This is a genomic window from Streptomyces sp. DT190 (assembly GCF_049846985.1).
In the GTDB taxonomy this organism is placed as follows: Bacteria; Actinomycetota; Actinomycetes; order Streptomycetales; family Streptomycetaceae; genus Streptomyces.
In genome coordinates this window covers 449,107-470,765 of the sequence record NZ_JBNCNM010000001.1, presented here as the reverse complement: position 1 = coordinate 470,765, position 21,659 = coordinate 449,107, and the positions used below count along the sequence as shown (strand labels likewise).

The 21,659-nt window shown below is 68.0% G+C and carries 12 protein-coding genes; 7 read left to right on the top strand and 5 right to left on the bottom strand.

Annotated elements, in window-relative coordinates:
• Positions 1 to 22: 22 nt before the first annotated feature.
• Positions 23 to 5,878 (bottom strand): AAA domain-containing protein, encoded by a 5,856-nt coding sequence (locus ACPXCS_RS01975; protein ID WP_425946155.1) that lies wholly within the window; start codon positions 5,876 to 5,878, stop codon positions 23 to 25.
• A gap of 396 nt (positions 5,879 to 6,274) precedes the next feature.
• Here ACPXCS_RS01975 and ACPXCS_RS01970 point away from each other — a divergent pair, with 396 nt between their 5' ends.
• From ACPXCS_RS01970 to ACPXCS_RS01950, 5 genes are all read left to right on the top strand, one after another.
• Positions 6,275 to 7,114 (top strand): hypothetical protein, encoded by an 840-nt coding sequence (locus ACPXCS_RS01970; RefSeq protein ID WP_425946154.1) that lies wholly within the window; start codon positions 6,275 to 6,277, stop codon positions 7,112 to 7,114.
• Positions 7,115 to 7,219: 105 nt separating this feature from the next.
• Positions 7,220 to 9,766, top strand: coding sequence for a GmrSD restriction endonuclease domain-containing protein (locus ACPXCS_RS01965; protein ID WP_425946153.1), 2,547 nt, complete (start codon positions 7,220 to 7,222; stop codon positions 9,764 to 9,766).
• Between the two features lie 38 nt (positions 9,767 to 9,804).
• Positions 9,805 to 10,413, top strand: coding sequence for a hypothetical protein (locus tag ACPXCS_RS01960; protein ID WP_425946152.1), 609 nt, complete (start codon positions 9,805 to 9,807; stop codon positions 10,411 to 10,413).
• A 433-nt stretch (positions 10,414 to 10,846) separates the two neighbouring features.
• Complete coding sequence (locus ACPXCS_RS01955) at positions 10,847 to 11,266, top strand: hypothetical protein (protein ID WP_425946151.1); 420 nt, start codon at positions 10,847 to 10,849, stop codon at positions 11,264 to 11,266.
• Positions 11,267 to 11,535: 269 nt separating this feature from the next.
• On the top strand, positions 11,536 to 12,627 hold the full coding sequence (locus ACPXCS_RS01950) for a MerR family transcriptional regulator (protein ID WP_425946150.1): 1,092 nt from the start codon (positions 11,536 to 11,538) through the stop codon (positions 12,625 to 12,627).
• An 86-nt stretch (positions 12,628 to 12,713) separates the two neighbouring features.
• On the opposite strand, the gene ACPXCS_RS01945 is transcribed toward ACPXCS_RS01950, so the two are convergent.
• Both ACPXCS_RS01945 and ACPXCS_RS01940 read right to left on the bottom strand, forming a co-directional pair.
• On the bottom strand, positions 12,714 to 13,007 hold the full coding sequence (locus tag ACPXCS_RS01945; protein WP_425946149.1) for a hypothetical protein: 294 nt from the start codon (positions 13,005 to 13,007) through the stop codon (positions 12,714 to 12,716).
• Positions 13,008 to 13,224: 217 nt separating this feature from the next.
• On the bottom strand, positions 13,225 to 14,787 hold the full coding sequence (locus tag ACPXCS_RS01940; protein ID WP_425946148.1) for a competence protein CoiA family protein: 1,563 nt from the start codon (positions 14,785 to 14,787) through the stop codon (positions 13,225 to 13,227).
• A 270-nt stretch (positions 14,788 to 15,057) separates the two neighbouring features.
• Here ACPXCS_RS01940 and ACPXCS_RS01935 point away from each other — a divergent pair, with 270 nt between their 5' ends.
• Positions 15,058 to 18,360 carry a type ISP restriction/modification enzyme gene (locus ACPXCS_RS01935; RefSeq protein WP_425946147.1) on the top strand — a complete coding sequence of 1,101 codons (3,303 nt, stop codon included), beginning with the start codon at positions 15,058 to 15,060 and terminating at the stop codon, positions 18,358 to 18,360.
• Here the strand turns inward: ACPXCS_RS01935 and ACPXCS_RS01930 are convergent.
• Together ACPXCS_RS01930 and ACPXCS_RS01925 are read right to left on the bottom strand one after the other, a co-directional pair.
• Positions 18,355 to 18,777 (bottom strand): hypothetical protein, encoded by a 423-nt coding sequence (locus tag ACPXCS_RS01930; protein WP_425946146.1) that lies wholly within the window; start codon positions 18,775 to 18,777, stop codon positions 18,355 to 18,357. The genes ACPXCS_RS01935 and ACPXCS_RS01930 overlap by 6 nt on opposite strands.
• A 274-nt stretch (positions 18,778 to 19,051) precedes the next feature.
• Positions 19,052 to 20,308: a hypothetical protein gene (locus ACPXCS_RS01925; RefSeq protein WP_425946145.1), complete on the bottom strand. Its 1,257-nt coding sequence runs from the start codon at positions 20,306 to 20,308 to the stop codon at positions 19,052 to 19,054.
• A gap of 653 nt (positions 20,309 to 20,961) precedes the next feature.
• On the opposite strand from ACPXCS_RS01925, the gene ACPXCS_RS01920 reads away from it, so the two are divergent.
• A complete protein-coding gene (locus ACPXCS_RS01920; protein ID WP_425946144.1) occupies positions 20,962 to 21,651 on the top strand; it encodes a hypothetical protein in 690 nt (229 codons plus the stop codon).
• The last annotated feature ends 8 nt before the right edge of the window (positions 21,652 to 21,659 follow it).

Below are 21,659 nucleotides of genomic sequence, written 5' to 3'. Positions count from 1 at the left end.
GCGACAGGGCAGGCTGCCGTGCTCAGACCCGGATCCCCCGGACGACGACCGTGCGCTTCTTGCTCTGGGACGCGTCGTACGAGATCTCGCGTCCGGCGGGCTGCCACATCAACGCATGCCCGAGGGGAGACGACGGCGAGACGATGTCCGCCTCCTCGGCGGGCAGTTCGGCGACGGTGTACAGGGTGTCCTCGTCGGTCTCGCCGTCGAACTCCAGGACCAGCAGGGAGCCCGGGATCACGACGTCCGGGACGACCGGTTCCCGCCCGACACCGACGGCGTCGAGGAACGTCCGCAGGAAGGCGAGGCGCTTCGTGCGCCGGTCACGCTGGTCGGCCTGGCTCTTTCTGAGGAACACGACCTGTGCCGCATCGGCCACGTCGGGGATCTCGTCGGGAGCGTCGAGGACCACCTGCAGTTGCTGTACCTCACGGACCAGCCGCTGGAAAGCCGCGGCAGGGATCTCCCGGACCGGCATGGAACTCCACACTTCCGCGGTCGGCGCCACCTCGGGCTGGGCCGACCGGGCGGGGCGGGCGGAGGGCCGGGAGGCGGCCCGGCTCTGGTCGTCGGTGCGTCCCCCGCTTGCGCCCGAGGGGACCGTGCGCTGGTTCCCTGCAGCGGGCGGCGCGTTCGTGGCAGGACCACGCAGCGACTCACGCGGATCGGCGGGTCTCGGCGCGGTCACCCCGACGGGGACGGCGGCGGTCGCGGTCACCGTTTCCGCCCCGCCCGCTTCCGCGCCCTCTTCGCTCCGCCGCTCGGTCGCCACGCCTTCGGCGGCCGGCTCCGTACCGGTGCGCTCGGTGTCGCCTGCGGTGCCCGCGTCCTCGACCTCGGCCCGCACCGGCTCGATGCCCAGGCGTTCCAGCTCGGCCCAGAGCGGCGCCAGCGCCTGCTCACGGTCGAGGTGGAAGCGGCTGCCCCGGATCCGGACGAACGTCCAGTCGACGCGTTCCAGGTCACGCTGTCTGGCCGCGGCGGTGGAGGCGTCCTCGCCCTCGGCGAAGGCGTCGCCGTCGCAGGCGACCGCGAGGCGGCGCGTCCCGCCCTCGACGACCAGGTCAATGGTGTAGCGGCCCACCTTGTATCCCGGACGGACCCGATAGCCCCGCACCGTCAGTTCCAAATACACCTTTTGCTGGAACAGACTGTCGAACGCTTCGTGCCTGACGTCGGGCAGGACCCCACCCTCGACCGCGGTGGTTACGTCCTCCGCGGGCCGGGTGAGGTGGTCGAGCCACCGCCGTCGCAGGTCGTTCTCATGGAACTGCTCGACGCGCGCACTGTGGAACACCCATACCTGATCCTGAGCGCGTGATGCAGCCACGTTGATCCGCTGTTCGTAAGTCTTGCCGTTGAAGCCGCCCGGGACGGATCCGGCGGCGGTGGACGGCGAGTTGACGGACGAGACGAACATGACGTGCCGCTCGTCGCCCTGGAAGTCCTCGGCATCGCCGACCCGGATGCGCCGCTCCTCTCGCTGCTCGTAGTCGAGACGCTCGGCGAGCAGGTTCTCCAGCTCCGTCAGATGCCCCTTGCTGGCGCGGAGGCTGATGACGCCCATGGTCTTCCCGTCGTAGGCGGGGTCGGCACAACAGCGCACGATCGCGTCGACGAGGGCCTCGGCCTCGACGGCGTTGGTCAGCCGGGAGTTGGCGCCGATGGCTTCGCCGTGCTCGACGTACACTGTGCGGACCGGGGGCAGCCGGTCGGCACCGTACTGCCGCAGGGGCAGCAGATCACGGTCGTAGCAGAGGTCGTTGGAGAAGGAGATGATCTCCGGCATGCACCGGAAGTGCTCCTTGAGCATGAGCGTGCCGCGGCCCGCCGACAGCGCTTCGGTGAGGTCGAAGAAGCTGGACTCCGGACCGAACAGGCTGCGGACGTCCGGCTCCAGCGCGGTGAGCAGACGATCTCTGAGGTGGAAGTACTCGTCCTGCTTGAGTCCGACGTTGGACGGGCTGACCTGCTTGCTGTCACCTACGACGACCATCCGGTCGGCGAGCCAGCTCAGCAGCATGGCCTCCAGGCCCGACTGGCTGGCCTCGTCGACGATGACGACGTCGAACATGCCGGGCCGGTCCATCGGCACCGTCTCGGCGACCTGGTGCAGCGGCATGATCCAGGCCGGCACCGCCGTCTGCGCCTTGCGCAGGGCGGCCTGTGCGTCGCGCCGGTAGCGGTGCTGGTACTTGCCCTTGATGCGCCGGGCGGCCTGTTGGTAGGCGCTGAGCGCCCGGGACTGGTCGCCGGTGAGCAGGCCGAGGCAGCGGTGCCAGGCACGGGCGGCGGCGAGTCGCGCGAGCATGATGCGGGCTTCGTCGTCGGCCTCGGTCAGCCTCCTGCGCAGGGTGCGCTCGGCCTCGGGGTCGGTCAGCCGTTCCATGCGTTCGCGCCACGCGGACCAGGCCCAGGCCTCGGCGAGCGCGGGCAGTCTGGTGTCCCAGGCGGTGTCCTCATGTGTGCCGGTGATGCGCTCGGCGAGGGCCGGGAAGGTCTCGCGGACACGGGTGAGCGCCGCGTCCTGTTCGGCCCGCAGCCGGGCGGCCTCACGCACCTCGGCCATCTCGTCACTGAACGAGCGGTAGCCGTCGGGATCCCGGCCGCGCACGGCCTCGCCAGCGCGGACGACCGCGGGTGCGACACCGGGCCGGTCGCTCCAGGCCCGCAGCAGGTCCTCTGTGTCCGCGATGACCTTGCGGGACTGTTCGGCCGCGCGCAGCGTGGTCGCCGCGCGCAGCAGAGTGCGTACGGCGGTCTCGACGGACGCGTCATGCCAGGTGGCGACGGCGAGTGCCGGCGAGGTGGCCGCGGCGGTCAGCACCTCAGTGCGCGCGGCGGCGACGGCGAGCAGCGCGTCGAGCACCTCCGCGTCCTGACGCAGCCGTGCGAGGCGCGGCCCGTGCCCCTGCCAGGCGGCGATGGGTGTGCCCCACTCGGACTCCACCTGCGCCAGACGCAGTTCCAGCTGAACGCGGGCGAGGATGACGGCCGCCGTCGCGACGTCCTCCGGGGTCCGTCCGTCGACCCGTACGGCATCCGCGAAGGCGCCGACCGTTTTCGCCAGCTTGGAGCGCATGCCGAGGGGCCCGCGCAGCTTCTGCCCCTGACCGAGTCCGTCGAGCAGGACGGTGGCCTGGGCGAGCGCTGTGGCCGGGTCGTACTGCTCCAGGCCGCTGACCATGGCCGTACCCAGCGTGGCGAGCGAGGCGTCGACGGCTGCCAGGGCCTCGGTGACAGCGGCCCGGCGGCTGCGTGCCTGCCAGTCTTGACCCTCGGTCACCTGATTCAGGAGCGCTGTTGCCCAGTCGCCCGCCGGCGCGGTGAGGGAGGCGGCACGGGCGCGTGCGGCGGAGAAAGCGTCGAGGGTGGAGGAGAGCCGCTGCTGTTCAGTCTCGCTCAGGCTCCTGACGGCCGTGTCGTACTCAGCGCACAGGGGATCCTGGTGCGCGGCGGCGTGCGCCTCCTCGGCCGACCGTACGACCCGCACGGCCTCCTCGAAGTCACCGGGGCCCGGCAGTGCGGAGGGTCCAGGCACTTCGGCGGCCAAGGCCTGGTGATGTGGGGTGTACGCACGGGTGGTGTGCAGCAGCCGTAGAGCCTCGCCTGCATCCAGGGTGGGCTGCTCCTGTGGGACCGGGCCGAGCCAGTCGTGTCGTTCCGCCTCCGCGGTGAGGCGCTCGGCGTTCTCCTGGAGGCTGCCGCTGTAGTCGCCGATCTCCGCCTCGAAGCGGTGGGTCTCCTGCTCGCGCAGCACCGCGAGGTCGCGCAGCGTGGCCTGCTGGGCAGCGCGGGCCTTGGCGAGGCGTGCCTGTAGGGCCTTGATCGCCTTCCTGGAGGCCTTCTCGTCGTAACCTGCGTACTCGCTGAGGATCCTGTGCACGGACGCCTCCAGCTCCCGCTGGGCCGCGGCGCCGTCCTCGGTTCGGCTCACACACAAGTCGCGGATGGACTCCGGCAGCTTGTCCCGCAGCACGCGCAGGGCGCGTGGTGTCTGGCTGGTGATGAGGACCCGCTTACCCTGGGCGAGCAGGTCTGTGACCAGGTTGGCGATGGTGTGCGTCTTGCCGGTGCCGGGAGGGCCCTGGACGACGACGAGCCGGTTGGCGCGCAGACGTTCGGCGATCGTGCGCTGTTCCTCGTTCGCGGGCAGCGCGAAGTACATCTCGTCGCTCTCGTTGGCCGTGCCGTCGTCCTCCGCCGCCGCTAGATCAGCCGCGGTGAGCGCACCGCCCCGGCCGGCGATGTAGCCGAGCAGTTCGGTGGGTGGGGTGCCCGCGTCGATTTGCCGGGCGATGGCCTTGAGCGCGTCCATGGTTGAGCGGCGGCTGCGCTCACGCAGGACGAGTGCGGGGGTGAGTCCCACCTGCGGGATGTCGAGGCTGCGCGGCTTGGCGCGCTCCACGGTCGGTGCGTAGTTTCCGGCGCTGTGTGCGGCGTTGACCCAGCTGCGCAGGGCAGTGTGCACGGCGTCGAGGTGTGCGGGATCCGTCACGTCCGAGGCACCTTCCAGCACCTCGACGATCTTCTCCCGCACGGGGCCCGGCACGTGCTGGGCTCCTTCGAGCATGCCCTCTTCGAGTTCAAGGCCAGCACCGGTCGGGTCCGGGGCGGCGGTGAGCGTGCCGGTGGACGGGTCGAGCCGGAGAGTGGCCCGGTGGGTGACGAGGTGCCGTTCGACCCGCTGCCCCGAGGGCGTCTGCCAGGTCAGTCGTCCCAGGCCAAGCACGAGTTCGTAGGCCTCACCGAGGTTGGCGGCGTCCTCGTGCATCTTGTGCAACCGGTCGTACAGCCTGACGAGGGGGTCTATCGCGCGGCGCCGCTCCGCCCAGGCAAGCCATTCCTGTTCCCACGCGGAGTACAGCTTCTCGATCTTCTGCCGCTGAGGGTGATCGTCCAGCTCGTGGTAGGTCTTGTCGAGCGGGATGCCCTGCGACCAGTCGGGAAACTCGGGATCGATGCGCCGCCTCAGGTGCGGGGCGTGGGTCTGCTTGAAGTCGCGGATGCGGCTCTCGTCGACCCAGGGGGCGAGCACGGCTTTGAGGTGTGGCGCGTCCTCGCGTTCGGGGCGGGCGACGGTCAGCCAGGCCGGTTCGTCGGTGCCGAGTACACCGTCGATCACCACGTCGACGCCGTCGTCGTCCGGCAGTTCGTCGAACCACACGGTACCGGCCGCTCCGTCGAGCGTGCGCACGGGGCGCGTCTTCGACTCTTCCGCCTCGGCGAGGAACCGGAAGATCTGCCGCACGCGTGTGGCGTCGAGCTCGTCGGCGGACAGCTGCGGAGCGTGTGACTGCGTGGCCTGGCGCCGGGGAACGGCCGACTGGGCAGGGACGGCGTCGAGCGTGGCACGGCCGGTGTGGTGCTGCCCGGCTCCCTCGACCAGACAGCCCAGGTCACCCACGGGCTGGGCCGCCGAGCCCTCGTCCACGAACAAGGACACTGCTCCGGTGCCAAGGTAGGCCGGCACGGTGGTCGCCGCGGTGGTGAAGGTGACGCTCTCCCGGTCGTGCGCGCCCCGGAAACGGACCTCGATGTCCAGATCACCGGCGGTGCCGGCCGGAATGCTGTAGGCCCACGTCGCGGAGGCCCTGCGTCCCGTGCGCAAGGTGCCCTCCAACTCGTCGTCGAGCACGTCACTTCGATAGTCCCGCACTTGACGGCCCGTCTTGCCGAACGGCCCGCCGCGCACCAGCAACGTGATCCCGTCCATGTCGACGGGCCGCCCGGTGCCGTTGCTCAGATGCAGGGTGCAGCGCACCAGGTCGTCGCCCGGCCGGTAACCATGGCTGTCGTCGGCGTCGGCCAGTTCGTACGGCATGACATCGTCCACCCGTACGTACAGGCCGTCGTCGTATTGGTAAACGGAACCCACCGGCCGCCAACCGCCGCTCAGCCTGTTCTCATCCTGACTCACACGCCCCACCCCACTGGTGCTGAGGGGCCATCTTGTGCCCCGTTCAGTGACATCGCCCGGCCACCCCAAGTCGGCCACAAGGCGCCCCCCGACGCGCTGACTTGAGTGTGAACTGAGCACACGCGGCGAGCCTATCAGCAAGCTCCGACACTCACCCCCACTCCGGGGCCCAACAGGCACACAACACCCCTGATGAGTGATCAGGCAGCGTCTCGACGAGGCCTCAGGTATTACCGTCAAGCCCAAACCCATCGATGGAAAACCATTGACTAAGTTCACAACCACACGGCAGGATCCTCATGGCGTCACCCATGCAGTAACCGAGGCGCCGTTCCTGGAGGAAGGTAATCGCGCATGCACATGCAAGTGGTCGACGTCTCGCCCCAGTTGGCGACGGAGTGGCTCACCCGCAACACCAGCAACCGGCCGCTCAGCAAGAGCACGGTGCAGCAGTTGGCCGGACAGATCCAGCGCGGTGAATGGCAGTTGACTCATCAAGGCATCGCCTTCGACGAGGACGGCGTTCTCATCGACGGACAGCACCGCCTGGCGGCCATCGTCAAGGCGGGCGTCACCGTACAACTGACCGTCACGCACGGTGTGCCGCGCACGGCGTTCACCGTGATGGACACAGGCCGAAAGCGCACCGGCCGCGACACGCTCGCCCTCGCGGGCGAGACCAACGCGACCCATCTGGCGGCCGCCCTGCGGGGACTGCACCTCTACCGCAACGTTCCCAACTCCTCGTGGAGCGGGGGATCGTCGGTCACGAGCAACGACCAGCTCCTGGATCTGCTCGGCAAACACCCCGGCATTCGGGACGCCCTGCAGCACGGCATCGCGTTGAACCGCGGGTGCCGCATCACGGTCACAGCGGCGACGATCGGCTGGTACGTCACCACCGAGGCCCGGCCCGACATCGACCAGTCTGCCTGGGAGGAGGGGGTCGTCACCGGCGCACGCCTGGAGCCGGGCGACCCGCGTCTCACGTTGCGCAACACCATGCTCAACCTGGCCCTGGGCAACGCACATCGGCGCCGCGACGACTCGCGCGAGCATCTGCTCTACTACCTCAAGGCATGGAACGCGTGGGTGGAGGGCCGCAGCATCAAGTTGCTGCGGCGCTCCCCCAACGAGACGATGCCGCGCATCTCCAGTCGGTCAGTCCTGACATCGGCGGACAACAAGGCCTGAACAGGCATAGATTCAACGGACAGCCGCCCCTTGGCCCGAAAACACCACACATGAACGGGCCGGGCCTGTGCACCCCGGCAGGGATGGCCGTAGGAAAGGAGGCGCATGCGCGCCCAGGAAATCACCTTCCTCAAGCTCGTCCAAGGAGACAAGCAGTTCCAGGTGCCGCTCTACCAGCGCACGTACAGCTGGGGCAGGGAGCAGCTCCAGCGGCTCTGGGAAGACGTCGGGGAACTCGTCGAGCAGCATCTGGCCGGTGAGACGGCCGCTCCGCATTTCCTCGGCTCGGTGGTGCTCGCACCTGGCCAGATCCAGGCGGGCGGGGTACAGCGGTGGCTGGTGGTGGACGGGCAGCAGCGGCTGACCACGCTGATGCTGGCTTTCGCGGCGCTGCGCGACCATCTGAAGGAGTCCGGTGACGCGCGCGGGGTCGACCGGGTGCACCGCCAGATATTGGTCAACGAGTTCCACGAAGGTGCGGACCACTACCGGTTGCTGCCAACGCAAGCGGACCGTGAGGCGTACACCGCCTGTGTCCAGTCCCGGGCCGACGCCGGCGGCGGCGACAACATCGGGGCTGCCTACCGATTCTTCCGCGGTGCGCTGGCCGAGGGCCACGAGACGGGCGACGAGCGGTGGGCCGCCACAGTCGAGACGGTCCTCAAGGATCTGCTGTCCATCGTGGAGATCACCGCCGAGTCCGGTGACAACGTCTACCGGATCTTCGAGTCGATCAACAACACGGGTGTCGGGCTCAGTCAAAGCGACCTGTTGCGCAACTACGTGTTCATGCTGCTGCCCAGGCGAGGCGAGCGGATCTACCAGGAACTGTGGCTGCCCATGCAGCAGAGCCTCGGCCCGAAGAACCTCGAACTGCTGGTCTGGCTCGACCTGGTGGTGCGCGGCCACTACAAGACCAAGCAGAGCGAGATCTACCGCGAGCAGCAGAAACGGCTCCAGCCGCTGGCCGGTGACGAGGACGCTCTGCAGCACGAGATCGAGCAGCTGGCTGAGCGGGCCGGGAGGTTTCTCCGCATTGTCGACCCCGCACGCGAGCAGTCCCCCGCCCTCCGCGCGGTCTTGGAGCGCCTTGCTTCCTGGGGTGGCCAGACGCACTACCCGCTTGCCCTGCACCTGTTGGACCTTGTCGCGGCGGGCAGGACGACGTCCGACGACGTGGCGCAAGCGCTGGGCTACGTCGAGTCCTACTTGGTACGACGCCTGATCTGCCAGACGCCGACGACCGGCCTCAACCGGATCTTCATGGAGGCACCGAAGGAGTTGGAGACCGATCGACCGGCCGCCGAGGCGGTACGGCGGTTCCTGTCCGGCCGGCGCCGTCGCTGGCCGAGCGACGAGGAACTGCGCGAGGCGATCCGCACCAAGCCGTTCTACTGGAGCGGGCGTCCTCCTCAGCGCAGCTACATCCTGCGCCGCTTGGAGGAGAGTTACCGTGCCTCCGAGCCCGTGGACTTCGCCAAGGCCTCTCTCAGTGTGGAGCACGTACTCCCGCAGCGCCCCGCTCCGGCGTGGTTCGACCTGCTCGCCGAGGAGACCGAGCCGAACCAGACTCCGCAGGAACTGTACGACCTGCTGGTGCACACACTCGGCAACCTGACGCTGACCGGCGACAACGCCAAGCTGTCCAATCACCCCTTCGAACGCAAGCAGCAGATCCTCGACTCCAGCGCCCTGCGCATGAACCTGGAGATCGCCTCGGCGCAGCGCTGGGGCAAGGCGGAGATCCTGGCGCGGGCGGACCGTCTGGCCGAGCGCGCGGTGGAGCTGTGGCCCGGTCCGATCGGCGGGGTCAAGCCGGCCGGTGAGGAGTCTCCGGGCTGGGCCGAGCTGCGGGCCGCGCTGGTGGCGATGCCGAGCGGCACATGGACGACCTACGGCGACGTCGCCGAGCTGATCGGCAGCCACCCTGTGGCTGTTGGCGCCTACCTGGGTGCCAACCCGACGGTGATCGGTGCCTACCGTGTCCTCACCGCGGAGGGCAAGATCTCACCATCCTTCCGCTGGGCGGACGGCGAAGACCGGCAGCCGCCGCAGGAGCTTCTTACCAGCGAAGGAGTGCGCTTCGACTCGTGGGGTCGGGCACACCGCTCGCAACGTCTGACCGCCGCGGAACTGGCCACCTTGCTGGGCAAGGACGTCGCTCAACAGGTCTCGCACGATCCGCTCCCCGAGGGAGAGGACTCGGCGGCGGCCGAGCGCTTCCGGGCGCAATTGCAGGAGCATTGGCCGGACGCGTATCCCGGTGTCAGGGCGGCCCTCGACTTCTGGCGCCGGCAGGGCGGTTACGTCAACTACGGCCGGTACGAGGAGACCAGTTGCTTCCCGATGCTGGACGCCGGGACGAGCCGTAGCCCGCACCTGCTCTGGCCTATCGGAATCTATCCCGTGAGCGGCACGGTCGAGGTGGTCTTCCAGTACCTGAAGTCCCGCACCCCTTTCGACGACACGGAACAGCGCCGGGAGTTGCTGAACCGCCTCAACAAGATCGACGGCATCGACCTGCCCGAGGCCAAGCTGGAACTGCGTCCGTCTTTCCCGGTGAGTGTCTTCGCGGAGCACGGTGAGGCGATCTGCGAGGTGCTGGACTGGTTCGTGGGGGTGGCGGCGCTGGATCTGGCGCGGCGGGACTGAATGCGGTTGGACATGTCAAAAAAAGGGGGAGACGACTCGTGCAGCTTTTGACCGACCTGGTACTAATTGGCAACGACGGAACACGCAGAGACAAGACAGGCACGACTTGTTCCGGCGTGATGACCCGAGCGAGCGCTATCGAGTGGGAGTTACGGCTCCCCGGGCAACCCACGCTGACGGTGCACGACAACCATTGGGTGAACGGCGAGCGGGACCTGGTGCTCTACAAGCCCACGGTCGTCCCGGAAATGCCCGCCGCCCTCTCCAACCTGCACAACAGGCTGCGCTCGGGAATCTCCACCGGCGCGAAGCATGGGGAACTACGCGTCATGGTGTTCCCCACGTACGTCGACACGCATGACAGGCCACGGATCAAGAAGTCGCTGACGACAGCAGACCTGGCGGACCAAGTGGGACTGCGTCATCTCAGAGAGCTGACCGCCCGAGAGGAGGTCAGACTGGAAAGCGCGTTCGACCGCCCCGATCTGCCTCCGGTGGACATGGACGACCCACAGAACGAGAAGTCCCTTCAGCACGCCTTGTTCTTTCCCGCCGCGGATGACGAGACACCGGTGGTCGCCTTCGGCTGCTTCCGGATCGTGCCCGTGCTGCGGCACATCGGCTGGCTGCCGCCGAACGACGACTGAGGGAGGGGGCAGCTTTGCCAGACCGACCCTGCCCAGGAACAGTTCGCGGGCTCAATGGCCAGAGGATCTGCTTCACAGGCCACGTTCTCGTCGACGGCGCGTGGACGGTCAGAACAGACTGTGCCAAGAGATCAGGACAACACGGAGCGATCCCCAAGACGGACTTCTCACGGAAGGTCACCCTGGTTGTCTACGGCGATCTGGCCAGCAAGGTCGTGACCGACGACCGTCGCGCCTACAGCAGTACGCTCGTGGACGTCGAGGCCGAGCGCAGCCGGGGACGGCACGTCTGCGTCGTGGACGCAAACGGCTTCTCGAAGCTGCTCAAGGGGCGTCCCGCGCCGTGCCTGGAGTTGAGAAGGGCGGGCGCCGGACGCGTTCGCCCCGTCGCAGCTGCCACAACCGAGGGCCGCATTCGGCCGCCCCCCTCCAAGTGAGACAGACGGGCCGACGACTGTCCGGTGATCTCACGCTGGACCTCACCCGTCTCGACAAGGCGACGACCGCGCACGAGGCGACAATGGGCGCGCTTATCGCCCACCTGTCGCGCCAAGACATCGAAGCATGTACGTACGCTCCGGGCGCTCCGGAGTTCGACGCCGGTTGGTCACGCGGTGATGAGGTGTTCGTCGCCGAGATCAAGAGCCTGACCGGGGCACGGGAAGACCAACAGATCCGCTTGGGCATCGGACAGATCCTCGACTACACCCACCAGCTACGGACCGCGTTCCCCAGCACCCTCATACGCCCGATCCTTGTGCTGGAGAAGCCCCCTTCTGATGCCCGCTGGGCGGCACTTGCGGGCATTGTCGGCCTGCGACTCACCTGGGCCCCTGGCTTCTCCGGAATCTGATCGGCCAGCTTAGGCGGCGGTGCCGCGCCCGGCGCTCGACGTGTGGCGCCTTCGACGATGTACGTCTGGACGGACTACCTGAAGCGGGACCAACAGCGGGTCGAGTTCTGGGCGGACATGGCCGCCGGCAACGCATGCCAGGCTCTGGTGGCCGCACAGGTGAATGCAGGGTACGGCCACCACACAGACGGCCTGCCCTGCCCGAGGCGGGACTTCGGGCGCAGCCCCGGGTTGACCCTCAACCTTGTCGAGGGCTCAGAGTTCCAGGTGTGGAGAGCGAGATGCGCAGCATCGGGGAAATGGCCCGGGACAGCGGATTGAGCGTCAGTGCGCTCCGGTTCTACGACAACGCCGGCGTGCTGGTCCCCGCTTGGGTGGACCCGGTCAGCGGCTACCGCTGGTACGAGCCCGGGCAGCTGGAAGAGGCCCGGCTGCTGGCCTGTCTACGCCGGGCCGGCATGCCCCTGGCGGACATCCGTCTGGTACTGGCCGGCTGGTCCAACGCGGACCCGGACCTGGTGCGCGGGCTCCTTCAGGCGCACCTCCGCCGACTCGAACGGGGCCTGGTCGAGGCCCGCAGCGAGTTCTCCACGCTCCGAACACTGATCGACCACCGGGAGAACACCATGACCTCTTTCAGCACCGCCACCGTTCAGCTGTCCGTCCCCTCATCGGAACTGGCTGCCGCCCTGGACTCGGTCCGATTCGCGGCCAGTACCGATCCGGAGCTGCCGATGCTCGGCGGGATCCTGTTCGACATCGAGGGCGAGAGCCTTCACCTCGTGGCCACCGACCGATACCGGATGGCCGTCGCACAGGCACCCATGCTCGGGCACGGCGGCCCTCGGGCACAGGTCGTTGTGCCGCTTCCGCTCGCCGACGCGATGCGGGCGCTGCTGACCGGCGACGGATCCGTCCAGGTCTTGGTGGACGGTGAACGTGTGAGGCTGGAGACCGCAGACCGGCAGGCAGGGGGCCAGAGCCTGGGCAGCGACTTCCCCGACTACCGTCGTCTCGTCCACCTGCCGGCCGGTCGCCGGGCCCGCATCGATGCGTCGGCCTTCGCCGAGGCGTTGCGGACCGGCCCCGTGCGCGCGAGCGAAACGCGTGAGCACGACGAGCCGCGCGACCTCAGCGTGCTCCGGGTGACGGAGAACGGGACGGTGATCGTGTGCGATGACGGTGACGACGACCAGGACAACGTGGCGGTGAACCGCGAGTTCCTGCTGCACGCGCTCGCCGCAGGCGCCAGGGATGAGCTGATCCTGGAACTGGGCGCTCCCACGGCACCGCTCGCGATCCGCCGGGTCGACGACGAGCTGACGTTCTCAATGCTGATGCCGGTCCGTCTGGAGAGCTAGCGCGATCGGTTCGAACGCCGCCGGCATCGAAAAGGACGGCACACCGGGAGGTGTTCGTTGACCTCAAGCCGGAATGTACTGGCGTCTCAAAATCCATTCGCGGGACGGTCGATCACGGTGAAGCCCAGTTGTCGAAGCAGCGAGACGGCATGGCCTTCTCCCCCGGAGAATTCACTGGAGTCCAGCACCTCGTGTCCGGCCGCGTAGCCGTGGGCAACGCCCAAGATCGCCTTCGAATCGTAGAACTTGCCGTTGTGCTGCAGGAAATAGCGGCGGGCACGTCCGAAGGCGTGTTGTTCGAGAAAGGCGTCGCGCCCCAGTCTGTCGAACTCTTCGATCGCCTGGGCGACGTTGGAAGCGGTGATGTCCGTGAGTGCCATGGTGGGAACGATAGGTTACGACGCTGACAGCGGAGGTACGGGGCTCTTCGGTCGCCCTGCGCTGCTGTCACGGCGTCACCATGGGCGGCCCCTGGTTGGCCTGCCCGCGAGACCACTCACCAGGACTGGCCTGCATCGCTTCCAACTCCACCCGACCATCACTGGGCGCGACCCAAGTACAGCGAGCCTTCGCACGCCCACGCTTCGGCTCGATCGCCTACTGGCCATGGCCGGGAAGAGGCCGGGCGCCGTTCATCGGGCTCTTCTGCCGCTTCTTCCCACTCCTGACCCGGCCGCGAGTCGAGGCCTTCGCTGATTGCTCGGCCTTCGCCTTCCGGCTTCGCTTCGCCCCCTTCTTTTCCAGGCGACTCCGGAGCCAGTTCCGCGCATCGATCATCTCGGCACGTAGCTTGGCGCTTTGGGCCCGAGACAGCCGGGGAATGACTTCCTCCCCCTCTTTCAGCAGGGCAGCCACCAGTCTGACCGCTTTGTCGTTCCTGGCCATCACCAGGTCTCGACGAAGCTCCTCCGAGCGGTGCAGTTCACGGGCCTGGCGTGCCGACACCTGGGAAAGTCCGCCTCTGCTGTGCACAATGACGCGGGGCTGCTGAGCCGGAGCACTGTCCGGAGCGAAGTGACCGTCCCGATTGATCTCCAGCCGGGCCGGAGGCGTGCGGGGCGAGTTCCCGTAGAGCGCGAAGGCACGATCCACCTCGCGCTGGCACCAATGCTTCAGAACGGCAGCTGTCGCGGGTGTTCCACATCCGACTGACGCGATGACGCGTCCCAAGTAGACCGGCGTACCGCCGTCGTCGGTGCGCAGCAGGGCCGAAAGCAGTGGACTGCTGCCTCTTCCCGCAGCCTCGTCCACTTCCGACAGGAGTTGTACCCGCTCCGCGTCGGAGATCGCCGACAGATCCTGCCCAACAGCTCTGGACAGGGATGTCCACGTCGGGCGTGTGCGGAGCCTCGCCGCAGTCATGAGCGCTGCTCGAACGGCGACGACTTGCTCTTCCCGCGAACTGGGCCCCCACACGACGCCTGGGGTGGAGACCCGCGGCTCCGACCGGGCTGACCGGGTGCGGCGCCGAGGCGCCATGCCCGGTAGTCGCAGGCCCTCCGGCGTCATCACGCACGCACCCAGCGGCACCCACTCGGTGCTGCGCCGTGGGTCCTCCACACGAAGGCGGACACGGCGCGCCGCCCCCTGCGTCTCACAACGGAACCGGAAGAGGTAGCCGTGCTCGTCATACAACTCCTCCATCGTCTCCGGGTGAGCCGCCCCAGGTCCGAAGACCCAGTCGAGGGTGGCCGAATCCCGACTCAGTCGCTGCTGGCCCACCGCCCATTCCGCATGGGCCAGCTTGCGGAACTGGAAACGCACGTGCTGGCGGACCGCACGAGTCCGGAAGTCGACGGCGTCCCCGGGGCCGGTTCCCAGGTGACGCAGTGAGGTGCGGGCCGCCAGCCGCTGCCGACCGGCCCAAGCGGTCAGGTCACCCTTGACGAAGAGGTGGTCCGCGCTGCTCGCGCCCGTCGCCGTGCGGTGACAGGAGGTGTGGGGGTGGTGAGCAAAGTGGCAGACCTTGTCCCGGTAGAGGCGGTCGGAGAGTTCGTTGCCACAGCCGCCGAGGAGCGTGCCGCACCAGTAGCTGTAGTCGGGGTGCCGACGGCGCCACCGGGCGAGTTCGTCGGCATCCATCGGCAGGATGATTGCGCGGTCGGACCCTCTGTTACCGATCACCGCGGTCTGCACCAGCCTGCCGTCCGCGTAAGTCATGTGCCCCCCTCAACGCCTCCGGCCACGAGTGAGCCGTCTGACGTCAACAATCGCAAGTATGTTGCCCGTGCGCTGAGTTCACAAGGGTCTGAGTGCCTTTCCCACGTCAAGGGCAGGCAACTCCTCCACGGTGGCACTGGGGGCGCGCAGCTGCCTGGGATGCACTCCTGCACGCGCCTCCCCCTTTGACATGTCCTGCCTCATACTGCGCGATGAGGGCCTGGCCTCGTCTTTCGTCCAGGCTCCGGGGGATCGGGGGGGGAATGAGCGATGGCTGACGCACGTCTTCAGTGGCTCCAGGAGGCGGTCTCCGCTTTCGGCGCCGAATGCAAGCGGAACCTGACGGGCCCAGGTGACCGCGAGGCAGCGATCCGCGGCCCTCTGGAGCAGCTGTTCCGCACGATAGCCGAGCACCACGCAATGGCCGAGGTCAGCTGGCACCCGGAAACGCGCATCCCTCACCTCGGTGTACGCCCCGACTACGCCGTACGCGTCAATGCGGACGTGACCGGCTACATCGAGGTGAAGCGCCCCGGGAAGAGCATCGACCCGGACTCCTTCACGGGCCACGACAAGAGGCAGTGGGAGCGGCTGCGTGACCTCCCCAACCTGCTCTACACCAACGGCACCCACTGGCGTGTCTTCCAGTACGGCGCGCAGATCGGTGAAGAGGTCGTACTGTCAGGCGCCCTGAAGAGCGCCGGGGAGAAGCTGACAGCGGGCAACATCGCCGCCTTCGACGCCTTGGCCCAGGCCGTGCTCTGCTGGGAACCGCCGAAGATTCGGCGCGTCTCGGTACTCGTCCAGCACATCGCACCGCTCTGCCGCCTGCTCCGGGAGGCCGTACGGGAACAACTGCGGGCCGAGACCGGGCTGGACGCGACCGACCCCACGGCCGACCGCCCCTTCACCGGGCTCAGAAGCGACTGGCGACGGCTCCTGTTCCCCACCGCGGACGACGCCACCTTCGCTGACGGCTACGCCCAGACGGTCACCTTCGCGTTGCTCCTCGCCCACACCGAGGACATCCCGCTCACCGGCACGAGCTTCCACGAGATCGGCCGCCGCCTCAACGCCGGCCACGCCCTGATGGGCAAAGCCCTCCAACTGCTCACCGACAACGTAAACGAGCGGTTCGAGGTGACCTTGAACCTCCTCGCCCGTACCGTCGCGGCCGTCGAGTGGGACGTCATCCGCCAGGGCAACCGGGACGCCTACCTCCACCTCTACGAGTCGTTCCTGTCCGTGTACGACGACAGCCTCCGCCAGCGCAGCGGTTCGTACTACACCCCCCACCAGGTGGTGGAGGAGATGGTCCGCCTCGCCGAAGAGGTGCTGCGCACCCGCCTGGGCAAGGCACGCGGCTACGGCGACGAGAGCGTGCACATCGTCGATCCCGCGATGGGCACGGGCACCTACCTGCACACCATCATCGAGCGGGTGGCGCGGCAGGCGGCCGAGCGGCACGGCGACGCGATGGCACCGGACGCGATCGGCCGGCTCGCCGAGCGCCTGTACGGCTTCGAGCTACAGATGGGCCCGTTCGCCGTCGCCGAGTTACGCACGGCCGACCTGCTGAAGAAGCACGGGGCTCAACTCCCGCCGGGCGGCCTCAACCTCCACGTCACGGACACGCTCGACGACCCGTACGTCCAGGAAGAGCAGCTGGCCTCGACGTACGCGGCCCTGTCGGTGTCCCGCGCCCGCGCCAACCACGTCAAGGCCAACGTGCCCGTCACCGTGGTGATTTCTAACCCGCCGTACGACGACAAGGCCGAGAACCGGGGCGGGTGGATCGAGAAGCGGGTGAAGGGCCAGGGCCGTCCGCCTCTGGACGACTTCCGGCATCCGGGCAACGGCCGCTATGAGCACGCCCTGAAGAACATGTACGTCTACTTCTGGCGCTGGGCCACGTGGAAGGTCTTCGACGCTCACCCGGACGACCGGCATGGCGTCGTCTGCTTCATCACGCCGTCCGCGTTCGCGACCGGTCCGGCCGGGCGGGGCATGCGCGACTATCTGCGCAGGACGTGTGACGAGGGCTGGATCATCAACCTGTCTCCTGAGGGGCAGCGGTCGGACGTGGCGACCCGAGTGTTCCCGCATGTCGCGCAGCCGCTGTCGATCTGCGTCTTCGTACGGCGGGCGGATCACGACTCCGACAGGCCGGCGCGCATCCATTACCGGGCGCTGCATGGCAGGAGGGCGGAGAAATTCGAGGAGCTTCGGATTGTGCATCTCGATGACGGAGGTTGGCGGAATGCTCACTCTCAGGGGGTCCGGCCGTTCACTCCGGCTGCCTTGTCAGGCTGGGAGGACTACCCACCGCTGGAGGTGCTCTTTCCGTGGGGCAGTCCAGGCAGCAAGGCCAACCGGTCCTGGGTGAGTTCGCCATCGCCGTCAGTCCTCGTCAGCCGCTGGGCGCGTGTCAGCGCGGAAGACGACCCTGAGGCCAAGTCCGTCCTGTTCAAGGAGACACGGGACCGTCGGCTCAGCACGAGGCCCACAGGTTTACCGGGCTTTCCGCACCCCGCCCGCGCCATGGAGCGCGAGAAAGGCACACAGCCACGGCTCCTGCGAATCGCCCTACGCAGTTTCGACCGCCAGTGGCTCATCGCCGACAGCCGGGTGCTCGACTTTCCGCGGCCCGACTTGTGGGATTCCTTGCAACCAGGGCAGGTATTCCTAAACCAACAAAGCAGCCACGAGATAAGCAGCGGTCCCGCGCTGGTGGCGACCGCGCTGTTACCGGACACCCATCACTTCAACGGCCGGGGTGGAAGGGTGCACCCCGTTCTCCACCCCGACGGCAGTGCCAATGTGCCCACCGGCCTTCTCCGGTATCTGGCCTCTGTGCTCGGCCTCGACGAAGTCCTGGTGCACGACCTCGCCGCCTACGCCGTTGCTGTCGCCGGACACAGCGCCTTCACCGAGCAGTTCGCCGAGGAACTCCTCACTCCCGGTGTCCGGTTACCTCTCACACGCGACCCGGAACTGTGGAATGAGGCAGTTCGGGTCGGCCGCGAGTTCCTGTGGACCGCGACTTACGGCGATGTCGGCGCCCCACCTGATGCGCTGGCGTCCGGCCAGGACGGTGTCGGATTTCCGTCAGGCGACCCACGGCAGGTGCGGTACACGGCCCCGATCGGCTCAGCCGTTCCCGACACGCTCACCTACGACAAGGAGACCAGCACCCTGCACGTGGGACCGGGCACCTTCACCGGAGTCCCGCCCGAAGTCTGGAACTACGAAGTCGGCGGCATGCACGTCATCAAGAAGTGGTTCGGCTACCGGAAGGCCTCCCCCACCAGCCGGAAGACCAGCCCGCTCGACGACATCCACGTCACGGCCTGGCCGAGCGACTGGACGGAGGAGCTGATCGAGCTGTTGTCCGTCCTGCGGCGGCTGGTCGACCTCGCACCCGCGCAACACGCGCTCACCTCGAAGATCGTGAGTTCGCCGGTCATCACGGTCGCCGACCTCACGTCGGCGGGAGTTCTCCCTCCGCAGCCTGGGGCAACTCGTGCCCGCCGCCGCGTCGTCCTGGACTTCGGCCAGGCGGACGAGTCATGACGGGCGGGTGTCACCCACGAGACCAGTACGGACGTAGGACTCCGCCTGCTCCAGGGTCCACGTGCCTTGGGCGAGCCGTTTCAGGGCATGCCCGGCGACGCGCGGCGGCGCACCTCGGGACACGGTGTCAGCGAAGGACGCCACCGCCCTCAGGCGGGCCGCCAGCTCGTCACACTCCGCCTCGCGCAGGGTCGCCGCGCCGAGCGGGGTGAGCGCGAGGCTGCCTCCGTCGCCGCCCCGTCGCTCCACCAGTCCGGCCCACTCGAGGGTGGGCAGAGCGTCACGGACCTCGTCCGTGTCGAGGTTGCGGGCGAGGTAGGGTTCCGGTGCCCGTTCGGGAGCCGGCAGGTCACCTAGATCCAGTTCCTGCAACAGATGTTGTTGGAGCGGCGAAAGCCGACCGCTGGGAACGAGCATGCCCCCAGTATGACCCGCGCCTCGTGTAACGACGGTGACGACGGTCAGAACCACACGCGACCGCTCACCGCTGGCTCTTCGTCGGTCCAGCGTCACCGACCCCGGCAGTGGGCGCGATCCCTGCTGCGAGTTCTGGGCCTTCTTCTCCTGCTACACCTTCTTGGTACATCGGCGCTGCCTCCGCTTCCGCACCGGTATGTCAGGTCTGCTTCCCATCCGGCGGCGGTGCCGCCAACTCGGCGACCACCGGCTGCGTTGCGATTCCGGCGCTCACTCAGCCTCCCTCGTCGCGTCCGTCCCCGTCCCCGCGCCGACGGCGCGCCCGCTCGGCGATCTCGCTGGCAAGCCTGCCCTTGACCGAGCTGGCCCGGTCGAGGGTCTCGCTTCCGAGACTTCTGGCGGCATAGACGCGCTTCGCTCCCGTCTCAAGCGCCTTGTCCCTCACCTCCACGACCGCGTCCACCCATCGTCTCGCCTCCGATGACCGGCGACCGGACTCAATACCGAGCCGCCCGTGGAGGTCATGGACGCAGGTCGCGACATGATTGCTCGACTGGACCACAGCCGGGGACTTGGTCGGGTGCAGCAGCACCTTCGCGTTGGCCGTGCCGGCAACCGCATTCATCCGGGCCACCAGACGCTCGGTGCTCAGCGAGATGAGGTCCAGCCGGTCCTTCCGGGCAGCCTTCAGTCCGAGGCGATGCCCGTCCAGCTCCTCCGGAGACGCGTCCAGCACCCGGTCGAGCTCGAGCACGGTGATCGCGTCCTGCAGTTGGAAGCAGCGGGCCAACACAGCGAGCCACTCCCGAACCGCGGACTCGGCTTGCTTGGCCGTCCCAGCGAGATCACCGATCTTGGACTGCCGCTCCATGTTTTCGGCGATCGCGTCGAGTTGACGCAAGGCGTACACCTGGGTCTCCGCGATCGCCGTCGGCGCGTCCTGCACCTTCGACCACATGATGTCGTCGACCCTGCCCCTCTTCTCGCGGATGGTCATGGTCTCGTCGATGACGAGGCCCACTCCGATCATGCGGGACAGCGCAGAGTCCTTCTGGGCGCGCAACACGTCCTCGACCTTCGCGTCGATCGCGGCGAGATAGTCGGTGATCTCGTCCATGCTCTGTTGCATCGCAACCTGCGACATGAGCTTCGCGGCATTGGCGAGAGCCGCCGGGTTGGTCAGAAACGATCGGGGTCCCTTCACGAACTCCACGAATCCCCTGATCTGGCCCTTCTGCCCCTTCACGACACCCGTGCTGAAGCCGGTCTTCGAGCTTTCCCTCAGCCCGTACTTCTTGACGAGCTGCGCCGACTTCGGAGTCAGCTTCACCCAGCGACCGGATTCGGCGGCGAACTCCGAACCTGCCTGCGCGACCGCGGCCCCGGCACCGAAGACAGACTTGAGCCATTGCGGTCCGAGGTCCTTCGACGACGACAGTCCCTCCGCGATGAGGAAGCGGTCGATATCCGCCGCGTTGCCGATGACCATCAGTCCATCATCGTCACTGATCAGCTGAATCTCGTTGTCCATCGCCCGCTCCTGAAGTGGCTTTTGGCAGTTGTGGGTAGTCGGGGTGCGCGCGGCGATCGCCGGGCAGGGGGTCGAGGTTTTCCGTTGGCGGGAGAGAGCGGTGCCGGGCCGGATAGGACCAGGGCGCACTGCTCTTGCGCCGCTATGAAGCCGGCATCCGAGCCCGGCACCCTTTCTCCGTCGTCGGCGACGCGGTAAAAGTCAGTCCTTCGTTGGACTTGTAGGAGGTCGAGGTCTTCTGACGATCGGGACCCTGCCTTCCTGGCCTGATACGTCGTGGGCCTGAAGTCGCATGAAGGCCGTCCGCGCCAGACTGTCGTCTGGGCCGCTCACACACGCCCCCCGGGCACGCGTGCCTGCCTGTGGAGAAGGCGGGCGGTAATTGATCGCTGCCAAGTATGCAGTTTGTGCGCTGAGTTCACAAGACACAACGTCCACTTAGCGCATTCGGAACAACGTTCTTGCGGCCGGTGGCATACGCTCGGCAGTCGTCGGCATCCGAGGTCGGGAGGCCGCCCAGATCCGTATCCCGCAACAGGCCTGGTGGAGCGGCGAAAGCCGCCCCCGGCACAAGCTTGCCCTCGGAATGGCCGCGTCGCGTGGCTCGCCGCTCACCATGGACGGTTGATCCTGCCCTGCGCAACACTCGGAACGTGCAGTCAGCCAAGGTGGATCTGATGCCCGCCCGAAGCACTTTTCCGGACCGTGACGAGGTGCTCGGTCAGGCGATTCCGTTCGACCGGGCTCGTTGGCTGCCTCTCCTGCCCGGTCCGGACTGGTGGCCCGCTGAACTCGACGCCTGCCCGACGGCGGCCGGCCGCCCGAGGGTCGACCGGAGCACAGTGTTCTGCATCGCCCGCCGCTCCGACACAACAGAGGGCCGCCGACACCTACTGACCGCCGCGCTGGTCTGGGGCACAGGTACCAAAGCCCGGTCGGTCGCGCGGCACGCACGCGTCTTCGCCGAGAACTCGGCCGGGGACATCGACGCACGTCTGGAAGCCGCGCTGGGCCTGCTCCGGGAGGAGGGAGCCATCGCCGCGTACTACGCCTTCAACAACGACAGCCGGATCAAGTTCCTGGGCCCGGCGTTCTTCACCAAGGTGCTGTACTTCGCCGGTCATGAGCAGTGCGTGGGGGCGTGGCGCCCGCTGATCCTGGACCGCTACGTCGCGCTGGCACTGCGGGCGGCCGACACCGGCGAGAAGTGGCGCACGAGCGGTTGGACAACGCCGCGCTACGGCCGGTACCTGTCTCTCGTCCATGACCACGCGCGAAGGGTGGGGGTCCTCCCAGACCAGGTGGAGGCCGCGCTGTTCGCCTATGGCAGGCGACTGGCCTGACGTGGGTG